We start from the raw sequence: 26,460 nt of genomic DNA on the forward strand, positions 1-26,460 counted from the left end.
CGTGACCTCCGGGTCACGCCCGCTCGGGCGTTCCCAGGGCTGTGCGGACTGCGGCCGCGAACACGTCGACGTCCTCGGGGGTCGTGTCCCACGAGCACATCCAGCGGACCTCGACGCGCTCGTCGCCCGTGACGGGGTCGGGGGAGGCGGCCGCCCAGTCGTAGAACGCGAAGTCCGCGCGCAGAGCCTCGGCCACGACGCGCGGGAGCACCGCGAACACGGCGTTCGCCTGGGTGGGCTGGGAGAACGTGAGGCCCGACGGCGCCGCGGCCGTCCCGCCGTCGGGCACCTCTCCCGTGGTCGTCGCGGGCGAGAGCGCCGCACGCAGGCGCGCGGCCATCGCGTTGGCGTGCGCCGCGCTGGTGCGCCACAGGTCGTCCTCGAGCAGCGCCGTGAGCTGCGCCGAGACGAAGCGCATCTTCGACGCGAGCTGCATGGTCATCTTGCGGACGAAGTCCACGCCCTGAGCCGCGTCGGGGTCGAGGACCACGACGGCCTCGCCGAACAGCAGGCCGTTCTTGGTGCCGCCGAAGGACACGACGTCGACGCCCACGTCGGTCGTGGTCTCCCGCAACGACACCCCGAGCGCGGCCGCCGCGTTCGCGAGCCGCGCGCCGTCGAGGTGGACGCGCAGCCCGGCGGCGTGCGCGTGGTCGCTGATCGCGCGGATCTCGTCGGGCGAGTAGACCGTGCCCAGCTCTGTGGCCTGCGTGATCGAGACGACGAGCGGCTGCGCCCGGTGCTGATCGCCCAGGTCGCCCACGAACCGGTCGATCGCGCCCGGCGTCAGCCTGCCGTCCGGGGCGGGGACCGTGAGGAGCTTGATCCCGCCGACGCGCTCGGGGGCGCCGTTCTCGTCCTGGTGGACGTGCGCGTGCTCCGACGTCACGACCGCGCCCCAGCGCGGCAGCATCGACGTGAGCGCGACGACGTTCGCGCCCGTCCCGTTGAAGACCGGGTAGGCCGTGGCCGCCTCACCGAAGTGGTGCCGGACGGCCTCCTGGAGACGCTCGGTCCACGGGTCCGCGCCGTACGAGCCGGCGTGGCCCACGTTCGCCGCGGTCAGGGCCGCGAGGACCGCCGGGTGGGCAGGGGCGTAGTTGTCGGACGCGAACGAGCGCGGGGTCGATGACACCCGGCCAGGGTAAGCCCGGTCAGGGCAGGGCGATCCGGTGATCGAGCAGGACGAGGACAGCCGACCCGTCGTCGGTCGTCTCGACCCGGAAGTCGCCCTCGGCCATGGGGCGTTCGTGACGGGTCCTCACGTCGAGGAGTCCGGGGACGTCCGCTCGGTAGTAGACGTCCGGGCCGCCGCGCCAGACCCCGTACGTCATGTGACCGTGGAGCGAACGGCGCTCCTCGACCAGGAGCTGCTCGCCGGGCGGCCGGGCCAACTGGTCCAGCGGGACGTAGGAGCTCATCGAGGAGCCGACCGACATCAGCCATGCGTAGAACACCACGCACAGGAGGACGAGCAGGACGACTCCCGTGGCGAGCCACGCCAGGACGCCGATCCGGAAGGGGTGGTTCATCGACACCCGGACAGCCAGCACCATGCAGACGACGCCCGCGCATCCGCAGATCGCCAACCAGAGCCAGGCGGTCACCGTCGCCGCTTCGTGGCCTCGGACGAGCAGCAGTCGTCCCGAGTCGACATACGGGGCGAGGAGGAAGATCCCCACCGCGGCGATCACCGCGACCACGGCGGGAGTCCCCAGCCAGACGCGCCACGCCCAGCGGGAGCTCCGCGCAGAGGGCGTCGTCGTGTCCGGCACGGTCGTGGTGCTCACGACCGCAGTCAACCAGAAGCGTTCGCGGGGCGGAACCGCACGCCGGGTCGAACCATTCAGCCCCTGTGCTCCCCGTCCACGTAGTACCAGCGCCCGTCCTCGCGCACGAACGAGCTGACCTCGTGGAGCGACCCGCGCTCGCGGGTCTCCGCGGAGCGGAAGTGGGCCACGAACTCGACGACGCCCGTCCGGTCGAGCGGGCCGCCCGCGCTCGTCGCCACGACGTCCAGACGGCGCCACGCCACGTCGTCGTCGAGGTCCAGGTCCGCGGGGCGCGTCGAGGGGTGCCAGGTCGCGAGCAGGTAGTCCGCGTCGCCGACCGCGAACGCCGCGTAGCGTGAACGCATCAGGGCCTCGGCCGTCGGAGCCGTCACGGCGTCGGGACCGGCCGCACCCGGACCCGTGGCGAGGCCGGCGTGGAAGCGTCCGCAGCACGCCCCGTACGTCTCGCCGGACAGGCACGGGCAGCGGGCGTCGTCGGGCAGGGGCGAGGTCGCGGTCACCCGCCCATCCTTCCGTAGGGTGTGAGCCGTGCGCACCCTCCGCTGGACCTTCGCGGTCTACCTCGCCGCCGTCCTGGTCGTGACGTGCTGGCCGTCGCCCGAGTCCACGGCAGCCCCGGGCTGGGCGCTCGCGGTCGTCGACGCGTTCCGCGCGGTGGGGCTGCCCATGACCGTCGCGTTCCTCGAGGCGGCGTCGAACGTGGTCATGTTCCTGCCGTTCGGCGTCCTGGGGCTCCTCCTGCTGACCGGGCCCGACGCCCGGGGCGACCTCGCGGCCGATCCCGCGCGTGGGCTCTGGCGGCGCGCCGGGCTCGTGGTGCTCGCGGGCTTCGCGCTGTCGCTCGCGATCGAGCTGACCCAGCTCCTCATCCCCGGCAGGTACTCGACCGTGCAGGACGTCGTGCTCAACACGACGGGGGCCGCGCTGGGGGCGGCTGCGGCGGCCGGGCTCCTCGCGCTGCGGCGCGCACGGCCGGCCCCCTCGACGTCGTAGGCGACCTGCACCGCGGCGCTGCGGGCGACCCGCGCCAGAGCGGCGCCCACCCCTGAGGGTGAGCGCCGCCGTCGGGCCGGTGGTGCTACCGGCAGGTGACCGCCGCGTGCGCTGCAGTGCTGGTGCTCTGCACGCCCGCGCCGTCCACGTTCTTGTAGGCCACGAGCTTGGCCTCCCCGGCGTCGAGCGACGCGCCCCGGGTCAGGGTGTGCTCGACCGTGCTGCCCACGGGGATCTTGCTGAACTTGTGCTCGCCCGCGGCCGAGGTGACCCGGACGTCGATCGGCACGCTGTCCGTGTTGGTGACCGCGACCCGGATGCTCGCCGTCCGCCCGTTGCACGCGGCCGTCGCGGTCGACGTGAGCAGGACCGAGGTGCCGCCCGGGCCGGCCGGGATGGTCGACGCGGCGCCCGACTGCTCGAAGGTCGGCGTGCCGAACGTCGCGAACCAGTCCTTGGCCTGGTTGAAGTCCTCGGTGAAGGCCCGCGACAGGACCAGGAGCAGGCGGGCCTTGACCGCCGTCAGGTCCTCACCCGCGAGCACCCCGTTGCTGCCCCCGTAGCTCGACCCGGACCCGGTCCGCGTCGTGCTGACGAACCAGACCCCCTTGGCCACGGCCTTGCTGCGCTCCGAGCTCATGGCGCCCGAGATGCCGCCGGCGCCCGTGCCCGCGGTGACCATGCCCTTGACCCCGGCGTCCGCGAACGCCTTGACGGCCTCGCCCCCGGCCTGCTGGTAGGACATGACGATCTCGACGCGCGGCAGCGTCTTGGGGTCGACCTTCGAGACGTCGAACGGCGTGAACCACGACTCCTGGTCGCAGCTCATGACGCGGGCCGGTGCCCGGCCCAGGGTGATGTTCGCGCCGTCGATCCAGCCCAGGACCCCGTACTCGCGCGTCTGGAACGTGTCGGTGCGGTAGGCGTTGGTCTTGGTGACCTCGCGTGCCGCCTGGATCTCGTCGTTGAGCATGAGGACGGTCCCGAAGCAGTACGTCTGCTGGCTCGCCGCGAGGCGCACGGCGTTGTAGAGGTTGGCCGGTGCGTCGGACCCGAAGACGGCCTTGTCGGCCGGGGTGTCGCCCGCGCCCCAGGGACGCATCGAGCCCGAGGTGATGACGGGCTTGCGGGACTGGACCGTGAGGTCGAGCCAGTAGGCGAACTCCTCCTGGGTGTCGGTGCCGGTCGTGACGACCACGGCGTCCGCGGTCTCGAGCTGCTTCTCGACCTCGAGCGTGAGGGCGTGGAACTGCTCCATGGTGTAGCCCGACGATCCGGCGTTGCCGAACTGGACCGCGGTGACGTCGGCGATCTGGTCGATCTCGGGACGGAGCGTGTCGAGCATGTCGGACATGAGGTAGGTGCCTGCGCGGTAGCTCGTGAAGCCGTCGCGCGTGCTGGCCTTGCCGGCCATGGTGCCGCCGGTCGCGACGACCACGACCTTGGGCTTGGACGTCGTGGCGGCCGCGGTCACGGCCTGGTAGCTGCTGGACGTGATGCCTAGCGGGGTCGTGCCCGAGGCGAGGACCATCGGCTGCTGCCCCTGCGCAGCGGCCGTGGTGCGGGACTCGGCGATCGAGTAGGCGACGACGGAGACGAGCGAGACCAGGGCGAGGAGGAGTGCGACGCCGGCCGCGAGGGCGCGGCCGGACAGGGTCAGTGTCAGGGATCTCACGAGAGCCTTTCGGTCAGGGGGACGTCAGGGCTCGGACGCTATGCGCGGCCTGTTTCCTGGGCATTGCCTGGGTGTAAGAAGCACGGTTGTGCCGGATCGCGAGGGTTGTCGGGTGGGTGCGGGCGGCGCGTTCACGGGCATATGCTGTCGTGAAGACAGTAAAATCTGGAGGAGCACTCATGCAGTTCAGCAACAAGGTCGCGCTCGTCACGGCCTCCGGCGCAGGTATCGGCGAGGCCGTCGCGAAGCGGCTCGCCGCTCAGGGAGCGGCCGTCGTCGTCTCCGACGTCAACGACGAGGCCGGCGCGCGCGTGGTCGCCGAGATCGAGGCCGCGGGCGGCCGGGCCGCGTACCGTCGGGCGGACGTCGCCGACCCGGCAGACGTCTCCGCCCTCGTCGGGTTCGCGGTCGAGACGTTCGGGGGGCTGCACCTCGCGGTCAACAACGCGGGGGTCGGCACGCGCCCGTTCCGCCTCGACCAGATGCCGCAGGACGGCTGGGACCGCACGCTCGACATCACCCTGCGCGGGACCTTCCTGTCGATGAAGGCCGAGATCGCCCACATGCTCGCCCACGGCGGCGGCAGCATCGTCAACATCGCCTCGATCGCCGGCCTCAAGGCGTCGCCCGGCCTCTCGCCGTACTCGGCCGCCAAGGCCGGCGTCGTCTCGCTCACGCGGGGCACCGCGATCGAGTACGTGACCGACGGCATCCGCATCAACGCCGTCGCGCCGGGCGCGATCGAGACGGCAGCGCTCGCGTCGCTGCCCGAGGAGGCCCGTGCCGGGTATGCGGCCGACGTCCCCATGCAGCGCCTGGGCCGGCCGTCCGAGATCGCCGACGCGGTCGCGTTCCTGCTGTCCGACCAGGCGAGCTTCATCACGGGCGTGGTGCTGCCCGTCGACGGCGGCACCCAGGTCGCATGACCGACGCGCCGCACCCCGGGGCGGGGCAGGGCTCCGGCCCTGCCCCCGCTCCAGGGGCCCCGGGGGGCATGCTGGGCGACCCGCGCGTCCCCGGGTACCGGTCCGACCTGCTCGACTCCCTGGTCCGGGTCATGGGCCTGTGGACGAGCGGCGACTTCCTCGCCGCGGTCGCGGCGCGCGAGGGGATCGACCTGGACTCGCCCGCCGTCGTGGTCCTCACCGTCGTGTGGCGGCAGGGGCCACGGCGCCCCTCGGCGATCGCGGAGCACCTGTCCACCGGGCCCTCGAACGTGAGCAAGATCCTGCGCCGCCTCGACGCGGCAGGCCTCACCGAGCGCCGCGAGGACCCCGACGACGCGCGCGCGGCACGCGTCCACCTCACCGAGGCGGGGGCGCAGGTCGCGAGGACGTTCGTCGCCGCCGGCGACCGGCTGGTGGACGAGCTGCTCGACGGATGGGCCCCGGAGGACCGGCAGGCGTTCGCGGGACTCATGCGCCGGTTCGAGCGCGCGAGCGAGGGGTTCCTCGAGCGGACGTGAGGGCCCTGGGTCCGGCGTGAGCCCGGCGCCGTGAGCCGGCGCCTGTCCCGGCGCCGTGCGTCCCGGCCCGTATCCGGCGCGCCGCTCACGCCCACAGCAGCCGCCACCACGTCTCGTCCGGTGCCTCCGCACGGTGGATGCGGTGGATCCGGTGCGGTGCGTGCTCGGCGTCGTCGAGCCCCAGCTCGTCGACCGCGTAGGCCCACAGGAGCTCGCACTCGCAGCCGGGGGCGTGGTGCTCGGTCACCAGCAGGTCGGCCTCGAAGCGCACGAGCGCGCCCTCGGACACGAGCCGCTCGTCGCAGCGCCCGGGGCCGAGCACGAACCCGTGGAGCGTGATCTCGCCGGGGTGGGCGACGGTCGCGCGCAGCTGGTTCCCGAGCGTGGGCGAGCCGTTCGACCGGTGGACGAGGTGCGCGGGCGCGAACCGGGCCAGCAGCGCCTCGGCGACCGGGGCGTCGAGGTGCGCGAAGAAGGTCGGTTCGAGCGGGTCGTCGTCGGCGTGCACGATCGGTTCCAGGAGCTCGGGCACCGCGTCGGCGAGCAGCCAGCCGTGCGCGTGCGGTCCGTGGAGGTGGTGGAAGCCGCCTGGGCCGCCGGCCTCGGCGGCCTGCCGTTCCCAGGTGGCGCGCAGGGTGCGCAGGCCCGGCGGCGAGACGGGGTGCCGGGGCGTGGTGCGGCGTCGGGGGTGCGAGGACCGGATGCTGTGGGTCATGCGGGCAGCGTGGCGCAGCCGCGTCCTCGCGCGCGGCGGGCCCGGGGTCATCTGTGGACACGACTCGCGACGTGGGGCTTGTGGATGACCTCCGACCCCGCAGAATGAACAGCAGGGACGGGCGATCCGAACGCCCCAGCGGCACTCCCGCGCACGACGCGCGGTCGGAAGGGAACTCCCATGACCACAGCGCGTGCGACCACAGTTCTCGTGACGGGCGGCACCGGCACTCTCGGCACCCCCACCGTGAACCTGCTGCGCGAGGCCGGGCACGACGTCCGCGTCCTCAGCCGCTCGGCCGGCACGACGCCCGGCGTCGTGACGGGCGACCTCACGACAGGTGAGGGGCTGGGCGAGGCGTTCGACGGCGTCGAGGTCGTCCTGCACCTCGCGACCCGCGGGCCCCGCGCCGACGTCGAGATGGGCCGCAGGCTCGTGACCGCGGCCCGCGACGCGCGCGTGGGGCACGTCGTGTTCCAGTCGATCGTCGGCGTCGACCGCATCCCGCTCGGCTACTACCAGGCCAAGGTCGAGGTCGAGTCGATCCTCACCGCGTCCGGGCTGCCGCACACGATCCTGCGGGCCACCCAGTTCCCGCAGCTCGTCGTCGGGATGTTCACGGCGCAGCGCTTCTCGCCCGTCCTCCTCACGCCCGCGCTCGAGGTCCAGCCGATCGCCGTGCCCGACGTCGCCGCGCGCCTCGCGGAGATCGTCGCCGCCGGGCCCGCAGGCCGGGTCGGCGACATCGGCGGACCCGAGCGCATCACGGGCCGGGAGGCCGCGCGCGCCTGGGCGCGGGCGACCGGGAGCCGCCGACCGGTCGCGCGGGTGCGGGTGCCGGGAAAGACCTTCGCGGCCTTCGCGGCCGGGCACCACATGGTGCCCGGCGAGCCCTACGGGACCGGCACGTACGGGCAGTACCTGCTGGAGAGGTACGGCCGGGGGCGGTGAGCCGCGGCCTGGGGAGGGGACCGGTGCAGCAGTGGCAGACTTGACCCACCCGTCCCCGGCGCGACGCGTCGACGACGCACGGGGGACCGACGACGTGGCACGCGCTCGCCAGCGACGGCAACGAGGGCGGTCTCGGCCGCTGTCCCAGGCAAGGAGGAGGATGGTGGCTCGTATCACGATCGCCGACATCGCGCAGAAGGCCGGGGTCTCGACCGGCGCGGTGTCCTACGCGCTCAACAACCGGCCCGGCGTCTCCGAGGACACACGTGCCCGCATCCTCAAGGTCGCGACGGACATGGGCTGGGCGCCCAGCTCCGCGGCGAGGTCGCTGTCCGGCGCGAAGACCGAGACGATCGGTCTGGTGCTCGCGCGCGACCCGAGCATGCTCGGCGTCGAGTCGTTCTACATGCAGTTCCTCGCCGGGATCGAGTCGGAGCTGTCCAAGCGCGGCTATGCGCTTCTTCTCCAGGTCGTCCCGGACCTCGAGAGCGAGGTGCGGACCTATCGTCAGTGGCGCGCCGCGCGCCGCGTCGACGGGGTCATCATGGTCGACCCGCGGGTCGAGGACCCGCGGATCGAGCTGCTACGGGCCCCCGACGCCCTGCCTGCGGTCGTGGTCGGTGACTCGTCCCTGGCCGGAGGGCTGACCAACGTCTGGACCGACGACGCGGCCGCGATGCGCGAGAGCGTGCGGTACCTGCACATGATGGGACACCGCAGGATCGCCCGGGTCGCGGGCGTCGAGAGCTTCGGGCACACCCACATCCGTGACGACGCGTTCGCGCTCGAGACCGCGCGCCTGGGCGTCGAGGGCGTCGTCGTGCGGACCGACTACACGGCCGTCGAGGGAGCGGCAGGGACGCGCGCTCTCCTGACCTCCGAGGAACCGCCCTCGGCGATCATCTACGACAACGACGTCATGGCGCTGTCGGGGCTCGGCGTCGCGACCGAGATGGGTGCGGCCGTCCCGGGCGACCTCTCGATCATCGCGTGGGACGACTCGCCGTTGTGCGAAGCCACGTATCCCCGGCTCTCCGCGCTCAGCCACGACGTGACGCGCTATGGCGCGCACGTGGCACGTCGGCTGTTCGACCGCATGGACGGCGCGGAGCCGGCCTCCTTCCTCGACTCGACGCCCGCGCTTCGCCCTCGGGGCACCACCGCCCGCGCGCACCTCGCCTGACGCTTCTCCTCCGTTGCCCGATCGTGACCTGAGGTCTTTGACTTAACAGAACTTAAGCGCTTCACTAGATCCTGTTGCGCCAGAGAAGGCCGCGGAGCGCCTCGTCGGACGAGGGTCTGCAGCGTTGCTGACCGGCGCGCGTCAATGACGACAGCGAGATGGGAAGAACACCATGGCAAGGAAGCACGCAGCGGCTGCTCTGGCAGTGATGACAGCGCTGACATTGACCGCTTGCTCAACCGGTGAGGACAGTGGCAGCTCGAGCGAGGGGGGCGTCTCCGGGGACATCACGGTCCTCACGAACCGCACCGACATCGTCGACACCGAGCTCCAGGACTACGTCGCGGAGTTCCAGAAGGTCTACCCCGACGTCAACGTCGAGTTCGAGGCCATCACGGACTACGAGGGAGACGTCTCGATCCGCCTCAACTCCCAGGACTACGGCGACGTCCTGCTGATCCCCAACTCGGTCACCAAGGACCAGCTGCCCCAGTTCTTCGAGCCGCTCGACACGGTCGAGGCCCTGTCCTCGAAGTACCGGTTCATCGACGAGCAGGCCTTCGAGGGCCAGGCCTACGGCATCGCGACGTTCGGCACGGCCAACGGCTACGTGCTCAACAAGAAGGTCTGGGCCGAGGCCGGGATCACGGAGCCGCCGAAGACCCAGCAGGAGTTCCTCGACGCGCTCCAGGCCGTGGGGGACCAGACGGAGGCCGTCCCGTACTACACGAACTACGCCGACGGCTGGCCGCTCTCGCAGTGGCAGAACAACCAGGGCAGCTTCGCGGGCCCTGAAGCGGTTCAGAGCCGGGATGCCCAGGCCGCCCCGTGGTCCGACGGCAACGAGCAGTACGCGATCGACGGGCTGCTGTTCGACGTCGTGGCCGGCGGGCTGTCCGAGAAGGACCCGACGACGACCAACTGGGAGGAGTCCAAGAACCTCCTCGCCTCGGGCAAGGTCTCCGCCATGGTGCTCGGATCGTGGGCCGTCCCGCAGATCCAGGGCGCCACCGAGACCGTGGGCGGCGCCCCCGAGGACATCTCGATCTGGCCCATGCCGTGGCAGACCGACGGCACGTTCCACTCGCGGGTGGGCGGTGACTACAAGCTCGGGATCTCCAAGCACTCCGAGAACAAGGACGCGGCGCGGGCGTGGCTCGACTGGTTCGTGACCGACTCGACCTTCGCCGTCGACCAGGGTGGGATCTCGCCCGTCGTCGGTGCCGGGTCCCCCGACACGCTCAAGGACTTCGAGGCCTTCGGCGTCGAGCAGGTCGAGCTCGCTCCGGCCCCGGCCGGCGAGGAGTCGCTCGACTCCGACATCTACAACGAGGCCGAGATCGACCTCTTCGGTGACCAGTACCGACGCAACCTGATCGACGTCGCGCGCGGCGCTGCCTCAGGTGACCGTCTCTCGTTCTTCGAGGACCTCAACTCGCGCTGGAACGCTGCACGAGTCGCCAACAACGGCTGATCGCAGCCGCTCCGCACAGCAGCGCGGGGCCCGCGACCCCTGTCGCGGGCCCCGCCCTCGCCGCTCCCCTGAGAAATGAGCACTTCATGGCCGTCATGAGTGGAACCACCGCGCCCGCTCGCGCTGCGGACTCCCGCAGCCCGGGCAGTCCGCGACCGACCCGCAGAGGCTGGAAGGTCACGCCCTGGCTCTTCCTGGCCGTCCCCCTGGGCCTGCTGATCCTGTTCACCTACGTCCCCGTGGCGAACATGGTCTGGTACAGCTTCACGTCGTGGGACGGTTTCGACGCCGTCAAGGAGCCCGTCGGCTTCAAGAACTACGTCGAGATCTTCACCCGGCCCGAGATCTTCCGGGTCTTCCTGGTGAGCCTCTACTACCTGGTCGGTGCGTTCCTGCAGCTCGTGCTGGCGATGTACTTCGCCACGGTGCTCAGCTTCAGCACCCGGTTCCGGAACTGGTTCAAGGGGATCATCTTCTTCCCCTACCTGCTCAACGGCGTCGCGATCGGCCTCGTCTTCCTCTTCTTCTTCCGGCCGGGCGGGACGCTCGACGCGCTCCTGGGGCTCGTCGGTGTCCAGGAGGCACCTCTGTGGCTGGGCGACCCGTCGCTCGTCAACGTGTCGCTCGCCGCGACGTCCGTGTGGCGGTACATGGGCCTCAACTTCGTGCTCTTCCTCGGAGCGATCCAGTCGATCCCGAACGAGCAGTACGAGGCCGCGGAGCTCGACGGCGCGACGTCGTGGCAGAAGTTTCGCTTCATCATCCTCCCGAGCATCAGCCAGATCGTCGGGCTCTCGCTCATCCTTGCGGTCTCGGGGGCGCTCTCGGTCTTCGAGATCCCGTTCATCATGACCGGCGGCGCGAACGGCTCCGAGACCTTCGTCATCCAGACGATCAACACCGCGTTCAAGTTCTCCAAGGTAGGCCTCGCGTCGGCAATGGCCGTCGTCCTGCTGCTCCTCGTGCTCCTCGTGAGCTGGGTCCAGCGCCGGTTCTTCCCGGAGGAGAAGGGAGACCTGGCATGAGCCAGCAGCACGTCACCACCGACCGTCCTACCCGGACCAACCAGCCCAGCGTGACCGAGCGGATGCGTCAGGGTTTCGCACAGCAGACCAGGTCGTTCAGCGCGATCCTCGGCCCCCTGGGCACCACGCTCAAGTACGTCTCGCTCGTGATCGCGTGCGCCGCGGCGATCATCCCGCTGGTCACGATCTTCATGGCGGCGTTCAAGTCGAGCGAGGAGTACGCGAACACCGGACCGCTCGACCCGCCGTCGAACTGGTTCAACGTCGAGAACTTCGCCACGGCGTTCGTCAACGGCAAGATGCTCGAGGGGTTCGTCAACACGACGATCATCCTCGTGGTCTCGCTCGCCGGGACGATTCTCATCGGCACCATGACCGCCTACGCCGTGGACCGGTTCGACTTCCGCGGACGCCGTCTCGTCATGGGAATGTTCCTGCTCGCGACGCTCGTCCCCTCTGTCACGACGCAGGTCGCGACCTTCCAGATCATCAACGGCCTGGGGCTGTTCAACACGCGCGGCGCGGCGATCGCCCTCTTCATGGGCACCGACATCATCGCGATCTACATCTTCCTGCAGTTCATGCGGTCGATCCCGCGCTCGCTCGACGAGGCGGCGATGCTCGACGGTGCCAACCGCATGACGATCTACTCGCGCATCATCTTCCCGCTGCTGCGCCCCGCGATCGCCACGGTCGTCATCATCAAGGGCCTCGCGATCTACAACGAGTTCTACATCCCCTTCCTCTACATGCCCTCGCGGGACCTCGGCGTCATCTCGACCTCCCTGTTCCGTTTCAAGGGCCCCTACGGCTCGCAGTGGGAAGTCATCGCGGCCGGCACGATCCTCGTGATCGTGCCGACGCTCGTCGCGTTCCTCCTGCTCCAGCGGCACATCTACAACGGACTCACCTCAGGAGCTACCAAGTGACAGACCACCAGGCCCACCGGACTCTCGTCGCCCGGGAGGTGCACGAGGGGTGGACCCTCTCGATCGCGGGTGGCTCAGCCCCGCAGGGCGCCGGCGTCACGGCTCCGTCGGCCGCCGCTCTCGTCGGCGTCCCGGCGACCGTGCCCGGCAGCGTCCACACGGACCTCCTCGCGGCAGGTCTCATCCCCGACCCGTACCTCGACGACAACGAGGCGCTGCTCGGGTGGGTCGGGCGGAGCGACTGGGAGTACCGCACGACGCTCACCTGGACCGTCGAGGAGGCTGCCGCGCACGAGCGCCACGACCTGGTCTTCGACGGGTTGGACACCGTGGCCGAGGTGCGGCTCAACGGTCGGGTCCTCGGTTCGACCGTGAACATGCACCGGACGTACCGGTTCGACGTCTCGAGCGCGCTGCAGGTGGGTGGCAACGACCTCGTGGTCCGCTTCGCGTCGCCCGTGCGCTACGCCGACCGCCAGAGCCTCGCGCTCGGCTACCGGCCGCAGGTCAACAGGCACCCGTTCAACGCGATCCGGAAGATGGCGTGCAGCTTCGGGTGGGACTGGGGGCTCGACACCACGACGTCGGGCATCTGGCGTCCCGTGCGGCTCGAGTCCTGGACGGCTGCGCGTCTGTCCTCGGTCCGTGTCGAGGCATCGGTCGCCGACGGAGCAGTCGACGGCGCCCCCGGTCGTGTCCGCGTCCAGGTCGAGATCGAGCGGAACTCCGCGGAGTCGGCAGCCGTCCGCGTCGCAGTGAACGTCGCAGGAGTCGAGCGGGTGGTCGAGGTCGCGTCGGGCGCGAGCTCGGCGATCGTCGACGTGGTGGTTCCCTCCGTGGACCTGTGGTGGCCTCGGGGCTACGGCGACCAGCCGCTCCACGACGTCGACGTGGTCCTGTCGAGCGGCCTCGACCTGCTCGGCTCGGCTAGCCGCCGGGTCGGCTTCCGCGCGGTTCGCCTCGAGATGGAGCCCGACGAGCACGGCACGTCCTTCCGGTTCGTCGTCAACGACCAGCCCGTGTTCGTGCGGGGCGCCAACTGGATCCCCGACGACGCGTTCCCGCACCGCGTGACGCGCGAGCGGTACGCCGCGCGGATCGCGCAGGCCGAGCGGGCGAACATCAACCTCCTGCGGGTCTGGGGCGGCGGCATCTACGAGGCCGACGACTTCTACGACCTGTGCGACGAGCGCGGCATCCTCACGTGGCAGGACTTCCTGTTCGCGTGCGCGGCCTACGCCGAGGAGGAAACGTGGTGCGGCTCTCCCACCACGCCTCGCTCGTGCTGTGGAACGGCAGCAACGAGAACATCTGGGGCTATCAGGACTGGAACTGGGAGAAGCGCCTCGACGGGCGCACCTGGGGCCTCGGGTACTACACCGAGCTGCTGCCGCGAATCGTGGCCGAGCTCGACCCGACGCGCGACTACACGCCGTCGAGCCCCTGGTCGGGGACGCTCGACGTGTACCCGAACGACCCCGCGCACGGATCGATGCACTCGTGGGAGCTCTGGAACCGGGAGGACTACCCGCACTACCGCGACGTCGTGCCGCGTTTCCTCGCCGAGTTCGGCTGGCAGGGCCCGCCCACCTGGTCGACGCTCACGCGCTCGATCAGCGACGACCCCTTGACGCCCGAGTCGCCCGGGATGCTCGTGCACCAGAAGGCGATCGAGGGTAACGACAAGCTCATCGACGGGCTCGTCGCGCACCTGCCGCTGCCCGACGACATGGAGGACTGGCACTGGGCCATGTCCCTCAACCAGGCGACCGCGGTGCGCGTCGCGGTCGAGCACCTGCGCTCGTGGAGCCCGGTCTGCATGGGCTCTGTCGTCTGGCAGCTCAACGACTGCTGGCCGGTCACGTCATGGGCTGCGGTCGACGGCGACGGGCACGCCAAGCCGTTGCTGTACGCGCTCAAGCACGCGTACGCCGACCGGCTCGTGACGATCCAGCCGCGCAACGGCGAACCCGGGACGCCGCTCGTCGTCGCCGTCGTCAACGACTCGGGCGAGGCGTGGTCGGGGGACCTGGTGATCCGCCGGCTCCGGTTCGACGGCGTCGAGCTCCAGGGCGTCAAGGTCCCCGTCGGGCTCGGGGCACGGTCCACCACGACCGTGCCGGTGCCGTCCGACGTCGCCGTGCCCGCAGGGTCCGGGGACGAGGTCCTCGTGGCGACGCTCGGCGCCGAGCGTGCGACGTGGTTCTTCGCCGAGCCTCGCGACAGCGCGCTCGAGGCTCCCACGCTGGCCGTCGAGCCGATCCTCACCCCGACCGGGGCCCGCGTGCGCGTCACGACCGACGCGCTCGTCCAGGACCTCGCGCTCCTCGTCGACAAGGTCCACCCGGACGCCGTCGTCGACGACATGCTCGTCACCCTGCTCCCCGGGGAGTCCGTGACCTTCGAGGTCACGTGCCCCGAAGTGCTCGACCCCGCCGCGTTCGCCGACCCGCGCGTCCTGCGGCACACCAACCAGCTCGTCACGGAGGTGGCCCGATGAGGCCTTGGCAGACGCTCCCCACGCACCGGTCCTGGCTCGACGACGAGTGCCGCAGGCTCCTCGGGTTCGGGCGTCATGCGGCACTCGCCGACGGTGGCGCCGCCTACCTGGACGACGACGGGATCCCCGACCTCTCGCGGGGCGTCCAGACCTGGATCACGGCCCGGACCGTCCACGTCTACAGCCTGGGTGCCCTCCTGGGCGTACCGGGCTCGACCGAGATCGCGGCAGGTGCCCTCGCGGGGCTGACGGGCGTGCTGCGCGACGCGGAGTCGGGCGGCTGGCACCACGCGCTCACGGAGCAGGGTGCTCCGGACGTCGGGGCAGGCAAGAGCTGCTACGACCACGCGTTCGTCCTGCTCGCGTCCTCGAGCGCGACCCTCGCGGGGATCCCGGGAGCGCGCGACCTGCTCGGCGAGGCGACCGGCGTCTTCCTCGAGCGTTTCTGGGACGACAAGGCCGGCCGCTGCGTCGACGAGTGGGACACGTCGTGGTCCGTCATGGACCCGTACCGAGGCCTCAACGCGAACATGCACGCGGTCGAGGCGATGCTCGCGGTCGCCGACTGCCTCGGCGACGACGCCTGGCGGGATCGCGCGGCACGGATCTGCGAGCTCGTGGTCGCCCTGGCCGAGGAGAACGACGGACGCCTGCCCGAGCACTTCGACGCCGACTGGACTCCGCAGCCCGAGCTGAACCGCGACCGCCCGGACGACCCGTTCAAGCCGTACGGAGCGACGATCGGGCACGGGCTCGAGTGGGCCCGCCTCCTGCTGCAGACCGAGGCGTCGCTGGGCGAGCGGGCGTCGTCGAGCCTGGCGCCCACGGCCTCGCTGCTGTTCGACCGTGCGGTCGAGGACGGCTGGGCCAGGGACGGCGCTCCCGGGTTCGTCTACACGACCGACTGGGACGGCAGTCCCGTGGTCCGTGACCGCATGCACTGGGTCGCCGCCGAGGCGATCGGCGCGGCCGACGCGCTCCACCGGCGCACGGGCGAGGCCCGCTTCGCCGACCTGTACGCCGCGTGGTGGGACTACGTCGCGACGTACCTCATGGACGTCGACCGTGGCTCGTGGCGGCACCAGCTCGACGAGTTCAACTCACCGGCCGACGGTGTGTGGCCGGGCAAGCCCGACCTCTACCACGCGGTCCAGGCGACGCTGCTCCCGCGCGTACCGCTGGGGCCGAGCCTGGCCCGTGCCGCGCGCGACGGGCTGGTCGTCGCATGACCCCGACGACGCGCACCGCGCCCCAGGTGCTGATCGTCGGCGAGGCGCTCGTCGACGTCGTGCCCGACGCCGCGGGACGGCCTCGCGATCTCCCCGGGGGGAGCCCGGCGAACGTCGCGATCACGCTCGGGCGTCTCGGTCGCGCCGTCACGCTCGCGACGACGCTCGCCCAGGACACGCGAGGCGTCACGGTGAGTCGCTGGCTCGCGGACAGCGACGTGGTCGTGCGGGCGGAGACTCCCGCCTCAGGCCGCACCTCGACGGCGCGGGTCACGCTGGACCCCGACGGGGTCCCGTCGTACGCGTTCGACCTCGCGTGGGACCTGCAGGAGGTCGACGTCGCCGGAGCCGACGTGGTGCACGTGGGGTCGGTCGCGACCGTCCTGCCTCCTGGTGCCGATGTCGTGCGTGACGCCGTACGCCGGGCGCGTGGTCACGCCGTCGTCTCGCTCGACCCGAACGCGCGCCCCGCGCTCGTCGCGGACATGCCGGCCGCGCGCGACAGGGTCGAGGAGCTCGTCGCGCTGAGCGACGTCGTCAAGGCGAGCGACGAGGACCTGCGCTGGTTCTTCCCCGACGAGGACCCGGCAGACGTTGCCGCGCGCTGGGCGACCTGGGGTCCCGGGCTCGTGGTCGTGACCCGCGGCGGGGACGGCTGCACGCTCGTCCGGCCCGACGGTCGTCGACAGGACGTTCCGGGCAGGTCGGTGACCGTGGTCGACACGGTCGGTGCGGGCGACACCTTCACGGGCGCGTTGCTCGACGCTCTCGCAGACATGGGGGTCCATGGGGCCGAGGGCCGGAACAGGCTGCGTGGCCTGTCCGACGCCGCGCTGCGCTGGGCCGCCCGGCGCGCGGCGGTGGCGGCCTCGGTCACGGTCTCGAGGCCGGGGGCGAACCCGCCCACGCGCGCCGAGCTCGCCGAGGTCATGGGCCCGGTCCTCCCGGCCTCGTTCGACGGCGCACCGGTCGCAGGCATGACCTGGGGCTGGACCGGTGTCCGGGGGACGTGGGACGGCCCCGAGGCTCAGCGGTCCATGGACGAGCTCGAGGCGCTCGACGCCGTGACCTGGGTCGCCGTCACCTACGCGGCCGAGCAGGCGACCGCACAGTCGACGGACATCCCGTTCGGCGAGGAGCCCACGGTCACCGACGACGAGGTCCGCCATGCCGTGCGTGAGGCGCAGCGGCGCGGCTGGAAGGTCTGCCTCAAGCCCGTGGTCAACAGTGCCGACGGGACCTGGCGCGGCCACATCGGGTTCTTCGACCAGGACGTGCCGGGCGAACCGACGTGGGACGAGTGGTTCACGTCCTACACGGCCTTCGTCGTGCACCACGCGCGGATCGCGGCCGAGGTGGAGGCCGAGATGTTCTGCGTGGGCTGCGAGATGGTCCGCGCGGACGCTCGCGAGGAGCAGTGGCGCGAGCTCGTGCGACAGGTGCGTGAGGTGTACCCCGGCCTGGTGACGTACAACTGTGACAAGTACCAGGAGGACCGCCTGACCTGGTGGGACGCGGTCGACGTCATCAGCTCGTCGGGCTACTACCCGACAGGTACGTGGGAGCGGCACCTCGACCGCATCGAGCGCGTGGTCGCCCGGGAGGACAAGCCGTTCGTGTTCCTCGAGGCCGGCTGCCCGAGCCGTGAGGGATCGGCTGCCCGCCCCAACGACTGGACGCTCGCAGGGGCGCCCTCGGGCGACGAGCAGGCCGCCTACCTCGAGGAGATGTTCGAGGCCTGCTCACGGCGCCCGTGGGTCTCGGGGTTCTTCCTCTGGGACTGGCCGGCCGAGCTCTACCCAGCGGCGGGGGCAGCGCTGGACGACGACTACTGCATGCACGGCAAGCCCGGTGCGAAGGTCGTGACCGTCGCCTACCAGCGGATGCGGCAGGTCTGAGAGCACGGCGTCACGGTCGTCCGAAGACCTCCAGGGTGATTTCGTCCTGGAGGTCATCGGCGTGCCGGGCGGGCATGGTCGAGGTGCCGACGATCGAGGCGAGGGATTCGGTAGAGGTGCGTTCATTTCGTACATAGGTGAAGCGCTTTGGTAATCGTTTGTATCGCGTGACCCGAAGATCTTCCCGAGGCGCCCCCCTGAGTGATGATCGCCAAGATCTCCGGGCGCCTGGCTCTCCCGGCGAAATGCCTGCGAGACGGGAAAGGGTTGTGCCGGCTGTGAAGAATTCAATGCTCGGTTTCGAGAAAATGAAGCGCTTAAGGTTGCGCACCTGGACAGGTTGTCCGTAAGGTCGACGCGTCGCGAAGACGCGGCAGCCCCGAGAGAACGAGGAAGTTCATGAGAGCGCTTCGCAGGAGGTTCGTGGCCGCTGCGGCCGCAGCAGCGACAGTCCTGGTGACGGCCGTCAGCACGGTCCCGGTCGCGGTCGCGGCCACGGCGGAGGACGGTATCCACGTCGTCGACGGCCGGCTCGTCGAGGGCGACGGGAGCGACCTGGTGCTGCGCGGCATCAACCATGCGCACACCTGGTACCCGCAGCAGACCCAGGCCCTGGCCGGCATCAAGGCGACCGGAGCCAACTCGGCCCGTGTCGTCCTGTCGAGCGGAGACCGATGGACGCGGACGTCGCCGTCCGAGGTCGGCTCGATCGTCGACAGCTGCACCACGAACCGGCTCGTGTGCATGCTCGAGGTCCACGACACCACCGGCTACGGCGAGCCCCAGTACGCGCCGGGCTCGATCACCCTCGACCGTGCGGTCGACTACTGGGAGACGCTGTACCCGACGCTCGCGGGATCCGAGGACCGCGTCCTGGTCAACATCGGCAACGAGCCGTTCGGCAACGACGCGGCGACCAACGCCCGCTGGGCATCCGACACCTCGGCCGCGATCCAGCGGCTGCGCCAGATCGGCTACGAGAACACGATCGTCGTCGATGCTCCCAACTGGGGCCAGGACTGGCAGCACATCATGCGCGACCAGGCAGGGACGGTCTTCGCCGCAGACCCCGACCGCAACACCGTGTTCTCCGTCCACATGTACGGCGTCTACGGCCAGGCGTCGACCGTCACGAGCTATCTCGAGCACTTCGTGGCCGCGGGTCTGCCGATCGTCGTGGGGGAGTTCGGGGACACCCACTCGGACGGTGACGTCGCCGAGGCGGCCATCCTGTCCGAGACCCGCCGCCTCGGGCTGGGCTACCTCGGCTGGTCCTGGAGCGGCAACGGCGAGGGCGTCGAGTACCTCGACATCGTGCACGACTTCGACGCCTCGCGGCCCACGGCGTGGGGCCAGCGCTTGATCGACGGCCAGGATGGCATCCGCCAGACGTCTCAGGAGGCGAGCGTCTTCGGCGACGGGACGGACCCGACCGATCCGACGGACCCGACGGACCCGACCGACCCGACCGATCCGACGGACGGGTCCTGCACGGCGACCTTCGTGGTCGAGCAGGCGTGGACCAGCGGCTACCAGGGTCAGGTCACGGTCCGCGTGGGTGACGAGGCGGTCACGTCGTGGCAGGCCGCCTGGGCCCTGCCGGCCGGGGGTGGCGTCAGCCAGGCGTGGCACGGCATCGTCTCGACGTCGGGCTCGACCGCGACCGTGACCAACGAGTCGTGGAACGGCAGCGTGGCCGCGGGCGGCACGGTGACGTTCGGCTTCACGGGGTCGGGCGCGGCTCCGACGGCGGCGCCCGCCGTGACCTGTTCGGCGAGCTGACACTCGGGCGGTGCGTCAGGGGGCGCATCGCCGTGGCCTGCCCGGCCACCTGCCCGACGGCGCCGCTCACCTCCGAGGTGAGCGGCGCCGTCGGGCGTGCGGTCAGGCGGGGAACGTCAGCCGACGCGCTCCCACGGGCCCCACGCGGAGCCGTCGGGCTGCTGGTTCCTGGTCCACCAGCGCGCCTCGTAGGTCGCGCCCTCGAACGTCGCGCGCTCGCCCGCGACGTAGACGCGCGTCGCGGCCCACGGGCTCGTGCCCGCCTCGTCCGCCGCGGCCGCCTCCTGCCACGGCCCGTACGCCGAGGTGCCCGGCTCCTGACCCGAGGTCCACCACGACGCGACGTACGCGGCGCCGTCGTGCAGGACGACGTCACCCGCCGTGTAGACGGCCGACGCGGTCCATGCCGACGTGGCCGCGTCCGGCGCGAGCTCGGCCGCGACGGGCGCCAGGAGGCGGCCGTCGAGGTCGAACATCGCCTGGTTCTCCCACGCGTTGCCCGACGACGCGTCGGCCGGGTCCCAGCCGTTGCCCTCGACCGACGTCCATGCCGGCTCCCAGTACACGACGCCCAGGCCGCGGCCGCCCGGGGCCGAGGCGACGACGTCCTGGACGGCGCGCAGCGCCGCGGCCTGTCCCGCCGGGGTCGCGGGGTAGCCGGGGACCAGGTCGTCCTCGGTCGCGATGACGTTCTCCCACGCGGGCGATCCGTCCTCGAGCGTGAACGGGTAGGCCGTCTCGACGACCATGACGTCACGGTCGTAGCGGTCGGACAGCGTCCCGACCGCGTTCTGCAGGTCGCCCAGGCTGCCGTGCCAGTAGCCGTAGTAGCTCAGACCGATCACGTCGAAGTCGACCCCGCGCGAGGTGACCTCGTCGAACCACCAGGTCAGGCCGCCGATCCCGTCGTCGATGTTCGTCAGGTGCAGGATCACCTGCGCCTCGGGGGTCACGTCGCGCACCGCCCGGGAGCCCGCGCTCAGGAAGGCCGCGAGCGAGTCCCACTGCGCGGTGTCGTACCCGTCGCCCGGGACCACGTCCCACGTCTGCCCGGAGGGCCACATCATGCCGGGGTTGATCTCGTTGCCGACCTGCACGTAGTCCGTGGTCACGCCCGCGTCCCGCAGCGCGACCAGGACGTCGTGCGTGTGGTCGTAGACGTCCTGCGCCAGCTCGTCGGTCGTCCCGCCGACCCACGCGGACGGGGTGCCCTGCGCGCCCGGGTCGGTCCAGCGGTCCGAGTAGTGGAAGTCGATCATGACGTCCATGCCCGCAGCCTCGATGCGCCGGGCGCTCTCGACGACGTGCGTGATCTCGTTGTACCCGTCGGCCGGGTCGACCCACACCTTGAGGCGGCCCAGGTTCATGCCCGCGTCCGCGAGGATCTCGACCGGGTCGCCCGGCGTGCCGTCGGTGCTCGCGTAGGTCGCGCCGAAGGCCTCGTTCTTCGCGACGCCCGACAGGTCGCCGCCGCGCACGTCGCGCGTCACGCGCCCGCGCTCGAGCGTCACGTCGTCGACCGACGCCCACGCGCCTCCCGGGCCGTCGGTCACGACCGCGACCGTGCAGTCGCCGCCCGTCACGTAGGCCGAGACCGACAGGCGGACCCACTGGTCGTCCTGCTCGGTGACCGGGGTCGTCGTCGCGTCGTCGACCCCGCAGCCCGTGAGCTCGAGCCGCGTCGCGTCGAGCGCGCCGCCCGACTTCACCCAGGCGCTCGCGGTCCACCAGCCCGTGGCCAGGCCCTCGACGGTCTGGGCCGTCGTGACGTCGTAGGCGTCACCCGCCCAGTGCGTCAGCCGGCCCGACGACGCGCCGTGCCCGGCGTCCTCGACCTTCGCCCCGCCGTCGTGCCCCGAGGCGCTCGTGACGGTCCAGCCCGTGAGCCCGGCCTCGAAGCCGGGGTTCACCAGGGTGCCGGGCGCTGCGGCCGTCGTGGGCGCTGCGGGTGCGGCGCTCGCAGGCGTGACGCCCGCGAGCGCGAGCGCGGTCACCAGGACTCCCAGGGTGCTCTTCCTCGTCGATCTCATCCGTCCTCCTTGACGTGGTGCGTTGATGGGTGGAGCAAGGCCCGCGGACGGTCGGGCCGACCAGGGGCGTGGTCGGCCCGACCGCCCGCGGGAGAGCAGGGGCGATCCTCAGGCGAGCGGCGAACGCAGCACGCGCACGGCCCCCGGGGCCACGGTCGCGGCGCCCGGCGCGGCCTCGCCCGTCACGAGGTCGGTGGTCCCGTCGGCGAGCGAGGGGAGCGTGACCTCCTGGTCGGTGTGGTTGATCGCGACGACGTACTCGGCCTCCTCGCCGCGGCGGCGCACCACCTCGAAGCCCTCCGGCAGGCCCGACGGCGCCAGTCCCGCGTCCGCGTAGACGGCGCCCAGGAGCGTGCTCAGCGCGGCGACGTCGAGGCGCGTCGAGACGTACCAGCCCGTGCCCTCGCCGAGCGTGTGCCGCGTGATCGCGGGGGCGCCCGGGGCCGGGCCGTCGACGTACGAGCCCACGACCTGCGCGCCCTCGAGCGTGATGTCGTCGGCCCACACGTCCCCGGGGAGGGTGCCGGTCAGTGCCGGCGCGACCTCTCCGCCGTCGAGCGCGACGCTCAGCGACTCTCCCTCTCGCAGGGGCAGGAACTCCTCGACCGTGAGCCCGAGCGCGCGGCGCAGCGGGGCCACGAAGCCGCCCGGGTGCACCGCGTCGTGCTCGTCGACCGCGGCCGAGAAGTACGAGACCAGGAGCGTGCCGCCGCCCTCGACGTAGCGCGTGAGGTTCTCGGCCGACTCCTCGGTCAGCAGGTACGACGCGGGCGCGACGACCAGGCGGTAGCCCGACAGGTCCTGCCCAGGGTGCGCGAAGTCCACCTGGACGCCGTCGCGCCAGAACCGGTCGTAGAACGCGTCGACGCGCTCGCGGTGCTGCGCGTCCACGCTCGGGCGCCACTCGAGGTCCTGCGCCCAGAACGACTCGGGGTCCCACAGGATCGCGACGTCGGCGTGCACGCGCGACCCGCGGAGCTCGCCGATCGCGCCGAGCTCGGCGCCCAGCGCCACGACCTCGCGCCACACGCGGCTGCCCGTCCCCGCGTGCGGGAGCATCGCCGAGTGGAACTTCTCGGCCCCCGAGCGCGAGGCCCGCCACTGGAAGAACATGATCGCGTCGGCCCCGCGGCCCAGGTGCGAGAACGCGTTGCGCGCCATCTCGCCCGGACGCTTGGCGACGTTGCGCGGCTGCCAGTTCACGCCCGACGTCGAGTGCTCGAGCAGCAGCCACGGCTTGCCGCCCGCGACCGAGCGCGTCAGGTCCGCAGCCAGCGCGAGCCCCACCTCGTTGCGCGGGTCCGCTGCGCGCAGGTAGTGGTCGTTCGAGACGATGTCGACCTCGCGGGCCCAGGCCCACAGGTCGGTCGACGGGCACTCGCCCGCCATGAAGTTGGTCGTGACCGGCACCGACGAGTGGGCGCGGATCGCGTCGCGCTCGGCGACGAAGCACGCCAGCAGCGCGTCGTTGGTGAAGCGGGCGAAGTCCAGGCGCTGCGCGGGGTTGACGACCGAGGCCGCGACGGCGGGTACGCCCACGTGCTCCCACTCGCCGTAGACCTGCCCCCAGAACCGGGTGCCCCATGCGGCGTTCAGACCCTCGAGGTCGCCGTAGCGCTCGCGCAGCCACTCGCGGAAGGCCGCGGCGCTCGCGGGCGAGTAGTCGTCCGAGACGGGCGCGCCGTACTCGTTGTGCACGTGCCACAGGGCGAGCGCGGGGTGCGAGCCGTAGCGCTCGGCGAGCGCGGTCGTGATGCGGACGCACGCGCGGCGGTAGTCGGGCGAGCTGGGCGAGACCATGCCGCGCGAGCCGAACCCCAGGACCGTCCCGTCGCGGGTCACGACGCGCGACTCGGGGTAGGCGTGGAAGAACCAGGCCGGCGGCGACGCCGTGGGGGTGCCGAGGTCGACGCGGATGCCGTGCGCGTGGAGCAGGTCGAACAGGCGGTCGAGCCACGCGAGGTCGAGCTCTCCCTCACGGGGCTCCATGAGCGCCCAGCTGAACATCCCGATGCTCACGAGGTTCACCCCGGCCTCGCGCATCAGCGCGACGTCCTGCTCCCAGACCTCCTCCGGCCACTGCTCGGGGTTGTAGTCACCGCCGTAGCAGATCGCGTCGACGCCAGGCAGCCAGCCGTCGTAGACGGGGCCGACCGGGCGGGGCTTGGCGGAAGTCATGCGCTCTCCTCGAAACACGTCGCTGTGCACGATCACAGGTGTGATCGACCGTGCAACACCTAGGTAACAGCATGAAACATGATGTTGACAAGACCATGCGGGGCGTGAGTACTGTGACCGTGCACAGCCCCACACTGTCGTGAGTCGCCCTGGCCCAAGCCCTGGCGAGAAGCGCGATGGTTCCTTGACGAGGAGGACCTCATGCGCCTGTCCACAGGCACGAAGGCAGCGGCGATCATCGCCTCCGCCGCACTACTGATGACCGCTTGCAGCTCGGGCGGCGGCGGTTCCGACGCCCCGGCGGCCGACGGACCGGTCGAGCTGACCTTCTGGACCTGGGCGCCGAACGTGGACAAGGTCGTCGAGACCTGGAACGCGGCGAACCCCGACATCCAGGTCACGGTCAACAAGCAGGACGGCGGTGACCCCGCCATCACCAAGCTGCTGACCGCGGTCAAGGCGGGCAGCGGTGCGCCCGACATCATGCAGACCGAGTACCAGAAGATCCCCACGCTGGTCTCGGCCGACGCGCTCGCCGACATCTCGGGAGAGGTCGCGGACCTGGCGGACCAGTTCCCCGAGGGCGTCTGGAACGACGTGACCCTCGGCTCCGACGCGGTCTACGCCGTGCCGCAGGACTCGGGGCCCATGCAGTTCTACTACCGCGCCGACATCTTCGAGCAGCTCGGCCTGACCGTCCCCACGACGTGGGACGAGTACGCCGCGACGGCCGCCGCCCTGCAGGCCGCCGACCCGACCAAGTACCTCGGCACGTTCTCGGCGACCGACGCGGGCTGGTTCACGGGCCTCTCGCAGCAGGCCGGCGCCTCCTGGTGGGGCATCGACGGGGACGCGTGGACCGTCGCGGTCGACGACGAGGCGACGCTCAAGGTCGCTGACTACTGGGGTGGTCTCGTCGAGTCCGGCGTGATCGACAACAAGCCCATGTACACCCCCGAGTGGAACGCCGCGCTCAACAACGGCACGCAGATCGGCTGGCTCTCGGCCATCTGGGCGCCGGGCGTCCTCGAGGGCAACGCCCCCGACACCGCGGGCCTGTGGAAGATGGCCCCCATGCCGCAGTGGGACGCCGCGAAGCCGGCCACGGGCAACTGGGGCGGTTCCGCCACGGCCGTGACGAGCCAGTCGAAGCACCCCGCGGAGGCCGCGCAGTTCATCACGTGGCTCAACTCGTCGCAGGAGGGCGTCGACCTCCTCGTCGAGCAGACCGGCATCTACCCCGCGAACATCCCTGCGTCGGCCGAGGCGCTCTCCGAGCCCCCGACGTTCTTCGCGAACCAGCCCGACTTCTACGAGATCGCGGCCCAGACGGCCAAGACCGCGGGCAGCTTCACGTACGGCCCCAACGTCAACGTCACCTACTCGGCGTACAACGACGAGTTCGGCAAGGCCACCGAGGCGAAGTCGCAGGCCGCGTTCACCGCTGCGGTCGAGGCCATGCAGAAGGTCACGCTCGAGGACCTGAAGAGCTCCGGCTTCAACGTCAAGGAATAGGCCCGACGGCGGTCGCCCGGTTCGTCCGGGCGGCCGCCTCGCCCGTCGCTCGCCCCGAGCGGCGGCACCGGGAGCCCCGACGGGCGCCCGCACCACCCCTTCCGCTCCGTGCTTCAGCAGCCGCCTGCCCCCGTCCGGCGGAGACCTTCCGAGGAGAGATCGTGACCACGACCACGCCAGTGCGGCCCAGCGCGCCCCCCGCGGCGCGACGCCGCCGACCGGGTGCGTCCCGGCGCCAGGCAGCCCCCTGGGGCTTCCTCGCCCCGGCGATCGTGCTGTTCGTCCTCTTCCTCGCGCTGCCCATCGCGTACGCGGTCTACCTGAGCTTCCGGACCGAGAAGGTCAGCGGGCTGGGTCTGGGGTCGGGGGCTCGGACCGAGGTGTGGAACGGGTTCGCGAACTACGCGGCGTCGCTCGCCGACCCGGAGTTCCTCGCGTCCGTGGGGCGCGTCGCGCTCTACGGCGTGATCGTCGTGCCGACCATGCTGGGCCTCGCGCTGCTCTTCGCGTTGCTGCTCGACTCGCGCCGGTCGCGGGCCACCAAGTTCTCGCGGATCTCGATCTTCCTGCCCTACGCGGTGCCCGCCGTGATCTCGTCGCTCCTCTGGGGCTTCCTCTACCTGCCGGGCGTGAGCCCCTTCTACTACGTGTTCGACCGGCTCGGCTGGGACGTCCCGTCCCTGTTCTCGTCGGACCTGGTGATCTTCGCGGTCGCGAACATCGCGGTGTGGGGTGGCGTCGGGTTCAACATGGTCGTGATCTACACGTCGTTGCGCGCGATCCCGTCCGAGCTGTACGAGGCTGCCGAGCTCGACGGCTGCAACCAGATCGGCATGGCGTGGCGGATCAAGATCCCCATCGTCGTCCCGTCGATCATCATGACGTTCGTCTTCTCGATGATCGCGACCCTGCAGGTGTTCGCCGAGCCCACGACCCTCAAGCCGCTCAGCAACACGATCTCCAGCACGTGGACCCCGCTCATGAAGGTGTACCGCGACGCGTTCATCCGCGGCGACCTGTACTCGGCGGCCGCGACCTCGGTCATCATCGCCGTCGCGACGTTCGTCCTCTCGTTCGGGTTCCTGCGCCTCGTGCAGAGCCGTGCCTTCGGTCAGGAGAAGTGAC

At 71.4% G+C, this 26,460-nt stretch carries 22 protein-coding genes; 15 read left to right on the forward strand and 7 right to left on the reverse strand.

From position 1 onward, the window contains the following. Positions 1-13: 13 nt before the first annotated feature. Genes ASE15_RS16045 through ASE15_RS16055 form a run of 3 tightly spaced genes read right to left on the reverse strand, consistent with a single transcriptional unit; the run spans position 14 to position 2,293 of the window. Positions 14-1,135 carry a low specificity L-threonine aldolase gene (locus ASE15_RS16045; protein WP_056764379.1) on the reverse strand — a complete coding sequence of 374 codons (1,122 nt, stop codon included), beginning with the start codon at positions 1,133-1,135 and terminating at the stop codon, positions 14-16. Positions 1,136-1,154: 19 nt separating this feature from the next. Beyond that, positions 1,155-1,790 (reverse strand): hypothetical protein, encoded by a 636-nt coding sequence (locus tag ASE15_RS20935; protein ID WP_056653123.1) that lies wholly within the window; start codon positions 1,788-1,790, stop codon positions 1,155-1,157. Positions 1,791-1,846: 56 nt separating this feature from the next. Further along, the gene (locus ASE15_RS16055; protein WP_235534478.1) at positions 1,847-2,293 is read right to left on the reverse strand and encodes a YchJ family protein; all 447 of its coding nucleotides are present in this window, start codon (positions 2,291-2,293) and stop codon (positions 1,847-1,849) included. Between the two features lie 28 nt (positions 2,294-2,321). On the opposite strand from ASE15_RS16055, the gene ASE15_RS16060 reads away from it, so the two are divergent. Then, on the forward strand, positions 2,322-2,786 hold the full coding sequence (locus ASE15_RS16060; RefSeq protein WP_056764381.1) for a VanZ family protein: 465 nt from the start codon (positions 2,322-2,324) through the stop codon (positions 2,784-2,786). Between the two features lie 85 nt (positions 2,787-2,871). Here the strand turns inward: ASE15_RS16060 and ASE15_RS16065 are convergent, their stop codons facing one another. Further along, complete coding sequence (locus ASE15_RS16065) at positions 2,872-4,461, reverse strand: asparaginase (protein ID WP_200960564.1); 1,590 nt, start codon at positions 4,459-4,461, stop codon at positions 2,872-2,874. A 179-nt stretch (positions 4,462-4,640) separates the two neighbouring features. Here ASE15_RS16065 and ASE15_RS16070 point away from each other — a divergent pair, with 179 nt between their 5' ends. Further along, positions 4,641-5,387: an SDR family NAD(P)-dependent oxidoreductase gene (locus tag ASE15_RS16070; protein WP_056653118.1), complete on the forward strand. Its 747-nt coding sequence runs from the start codon at positions 4,641-4,643 to the stop codon at positions 5,385-5,387. Next, positions 5,384-5,926: a MarR family winged helix-turn-helix transcriptional regulator gene (locus tag ASE15_RS16075; RefSeq protein WP_056764383.1), complete on the forward strand. Its 543-nt coding sequence runs from the start codon at positions 5,384-5,386 to the stop codon at positions 5,924-5,926. Before ASE15_RS16070 ends, ASE15_RS16075 begins: the two co-directional genes overlap by 4 nt. Before the next feature lie 85 nt (positions 5,927-6,011). Here the strand turns inward: ASE15_RS16075 and ASE15_RS16080 are convergent, their stop codons facing one another. Further along, positions 6,012-6,641: a hypothetical protein gene (locus ASE15_RS16080; RefSeq protein ID WP_056764385.1), complete on the reverse strand. Its 630-nt coding sequence runs from the start codon at positions 6,639-6,641 to the stop codon at positions 6,012-6,014. Between the two features lie 180 nt (positions 6,642-6,821). Between ASE15_RS16080 and ASE15_RS16085 the strand changes: the two genes are divergently transcribed. The 10 genes from ASE15_RS16085 (at position 6,822) to ASE15_RS16125 (ending at position 19,612) form a co-directional block, all read left to right on the forward strand. Then, on the forward strand, positions 6,822-7,592 hold the full coding sequence (locus ASE15_RS16085) for an SDR family oxidoreductase (protein ID WP_056653109.1): 771 nt from the start codon (positions 6,822-6,824) through the stop codon (positions 7,590-7,592). Between the two features lie 160 nt (positions 7,593-7,752). Further along, entirely contained in the window at positions 7,753-8,775 is a 1,023-nt protein-coding gene (locus ASE15_RS16090; protein WP_157257683.1) for a LacI family DNA-binding transcriptional regulator, read from the forward strand. Between the two features lie 208 nt (positions 8,776-8,983). Further along, a complete protein-coding gene (locus ASE15_RS16095; RefSeq protein ID WP_235534481.1) occupies positions 8,984-10,249 on the forward strand; it encodes an ABC transporter substrate-binding protein in 1,266 nt (421 codons plus the stop codon). A gap of 95 nt (positions 10,250-10,344) precedes the next feature. Next, positions 10,345-11,274, forward strand: coding sequence for a carbohydrate ABC transporter permease (locus ASE15_RS16100; RefSeq protein WP_056653611.1), 930 nt, complete (start codon positions 10,345-10,347; stop codon positions 11,272-11,274). Then, the gene (locus ASE15_RS16105; RefSeq protein ID WP_082609061.1) at positions 11,271-12,203 is read left to right on the forward strand and encodes a carbohydrate ABC transporter permease; all 933 of its coding nucleotides are present in this window, start codon (positions 11,271-11,273) and stop codon (positions 12,201-12,203) included. The genes ASE15_RS16100 and ASE15_RS16105 overlap by 4 nt, the downstream gene beginning before the upstream one ends. Further along, positions 12,200-13,834, forward strand: a complete 1,635-nt coding sequence (locus ASE15_RS21555) for a glycoside hydrolase family 2 protein (protein WP_235534484.1) — start codon at positions 12,200-12,202, stop codon at positions 13,832-13,834. Before ASE15_RS16105 ends, ASE15_RS21555 begins: the two co-directional genes overlap by 4 nt. Next, a complete protein-coding gene (locus ASE15_RS21560) occupies positions 13,750-14,703 on the forward strand; it encodes a hypothetical protein (protein ID WP_235534486.1) in 954 nt (317 codons plus the stop codon). Before ASE15_RS21555 ends, ASE15_RS21560 begins: the two co-directional genes overlap by 85 nt. Next, the gene (locus ASE15_RS16115) at positions 14,700-15,932 is read left to right on the forward strand and encodes an AGE family epimerase/isomerase (RefSeq protein WP_056764389.1); all 1,233 of its coding nucleotides are present in this window, start codon (positions 14,700-14,702) and stop codon (positions 15,930-15,932) included. Before ASE15_RS21560 ends, ASE15_RS16115 begins: the two co-directional genes overlap by 4 nt. Further along, positions 15,929-17,830: a PfkB family carbohydrate kinase gene (locus ASE15_RS21890; protein ID WP_082618510.1), complete on the forward strand. Its 1,902-nt coding sequence runs from the start codon at positions 15,929-15,931 to the stop codon at positions 17,828-17,830. Before ASE15_RS16115 ends, ASE15_RS21890 begins: the two co-directional genes overlap by 4 nt. 399 nt (positions 17,831-18,229) lie before the next feature. Beyond that, on the forward strand, positions 18,230-19,612 hold the full coding sequence (locus ASE15_RS16125) for a cellulase family glycosylhydrolase (RefSeq protein WP_056764391.1): 1,383 nt from the start codon (positions 18,230-18,232) through the stop codon (positions 19,610-19,612). Positions 19,613-19,728: 116 nt separating this feature from the next. On the opposite strand, the gene ASE15_RS16130 is transcribed toward ASE15_RS16125, so the two are convergent. Further along, the gene (locus tag ASE15_RS16130; protein ID WP_082618511.1) at positions 19,729-21,642 is read right to left on the reverse strand and encodes a glycosyl hydrolase 53 family protein; all 1,914 of its coding nucleotides are present in this window, start codon (positions 21,640-21,642) and stop codon (positions 19,729-19,731) included. 108 nt (positions 21,643-21,750) lie between these two features. Beyond that, positions 21,751-23,820 (reverse strand): beta-galactosidase, encoded by a 2,070-nt coding sequence (locus ASE15_RS16135; protein ID WP_056764393.1) that lies wholly within the window; start codon positions 23,818-23,820, stop codon positions 21,751-21,753. A 201-nt stretch (positions 23,821-24,021) separates the two neighbouring features. Here ASE15_RS16135 and ASE15_RS16140 point away from each other — a divergent pair, with 201 nt between their 5' ends. Beyond that, positions 24,022-25,335, forward strand: a complete 1,314-nt coding sequence (locus ASE15_RS16140) for an ABC transporter substrate-binding protein (RefSeq protein ID WP_056764395.1) — start codon at positions 24,022-24,024, stop codon at positions 25,333-25,335. A 161-nt stretch (positions 25,336-25,496) separates the two neighbouring features. Further along, positions 25,497-26,459: a carbohydrate ABC transporter permease gene (locus ASE15_RS16145; RefSeq protein ID WP_082609058.1), complete on the forward strand. Its 963-nt coding sequence runs from the start codon at positions 25,497-25,499 to the stop codon at positions 26,457-26,459. The last annotated feature ends 1 nt before the right edge of the window (position 26,460 follow it).

Source organism: Oerskovia sp. Root22 (genome assembly GCF_001429135.1).
GTDB classification, from domain to species: domain Bacteria; phylum Actinomycetota; class Actinomycetes; order Actinomycetales; family Cellulomonadaceae; genus Oerskovia; species Oerskovia enterophila.

Coding starts and splice junctions, on each gene's coding strand:
- ASE15_RS16085 (WP_056653109.1), top strand. CDS start 6,822: ATGACCACAGCGCGTGCGACCACAGTTCTCGTGACGGGCGGCACCGGC.
- ASE15_RS16130 (WP_082618511.1), bottom strand. CDS start 21,642: ATGAGATCGACGAGGAAGAGCACCCTGGGAGTCCTGGTGACCGCGCTC.
- ASE15_RS16125 (WP_056764391.1), top strand. CDS start 18,230: ATGAGAGCGCTTCGCAGGAGGTTCGTGGCCGCTGCGGCCGCAGCAGCG.
- ASE15_RS16140 (WP_056764395.1), top strand. CDS start 24,022: ATGCGCCTGTCCACAGGCACGAAGGCAGCGGCGATCATCGCCTCCGCC.
- ASE15_RS16095 (WP_235534481.1), top strand. CDS start 8,984: ATGACAGCGCTGACATTGACCGCTTGCTCAACCGGTGAGGACAGTGGC.
- ASE15_RS21890 (WP_082618510.1), top strand. CDS start 15,929: ATGACCCCGACGACGCGCACCGCGCCCCAGGTGCTGATCGTCGGCGAG.
- ASE15_RS16080 (WP_056764385.1), bottom strand. CDS start 6,641: ATGACCCACAGCATCCGGTCCTCGCACCCCCGACGCCGCACCACGCCC.
- ASE15_RS16115 (WP_056764389.1), top strand. CDS start 14,700: ATGAGGCCTTGGCAGACGCTCCCCACGCACCGGTCCTGGCTCGACGAC.
- ASE15_RS16070 (WP_056653118.1), top strand. CDS start 4,641: ATGCAGTTCAGCAACAAGGTCGCGCTCGTCACGGCCTCCGGCGCAGGT.
- ASE15_RS16105 (WP_082609061.1), top strand. CDS start 11,271: ATGAGCCAGCAGCACGTCACCACCGACCGTCCTACCCGGACCAACCAG.
- ASE15_RS16075 (WP_056764383.1), top strand. CDS start 5,384: ATGACCGACGCGCCGCACCCCGGGGCGGGGCAGGGCTCCGGCCCTGCC.
- ASE15_RS16090 (WP_157257683.1), top strand. CDS start 7,753: ATGGTGGCTCGTATCACGATCGCCGACATCGCGCAGAAGGCCGGGGTC.
- ASE15_RS16135 (WP_056764393.1), bottom strand. CDS start 23,820: ATGACTTCCGCCAAGCCCCGCCCGGTCGGCCCCGTCTACGACGGCTGG.
- ASE15_RS16100 (WP_056653611.1), top strand. CDS start 10,345: ATGAGTGGAACCACCGCGCCCGCTCGCGCTGCGGACTCCCGCAGCCCG.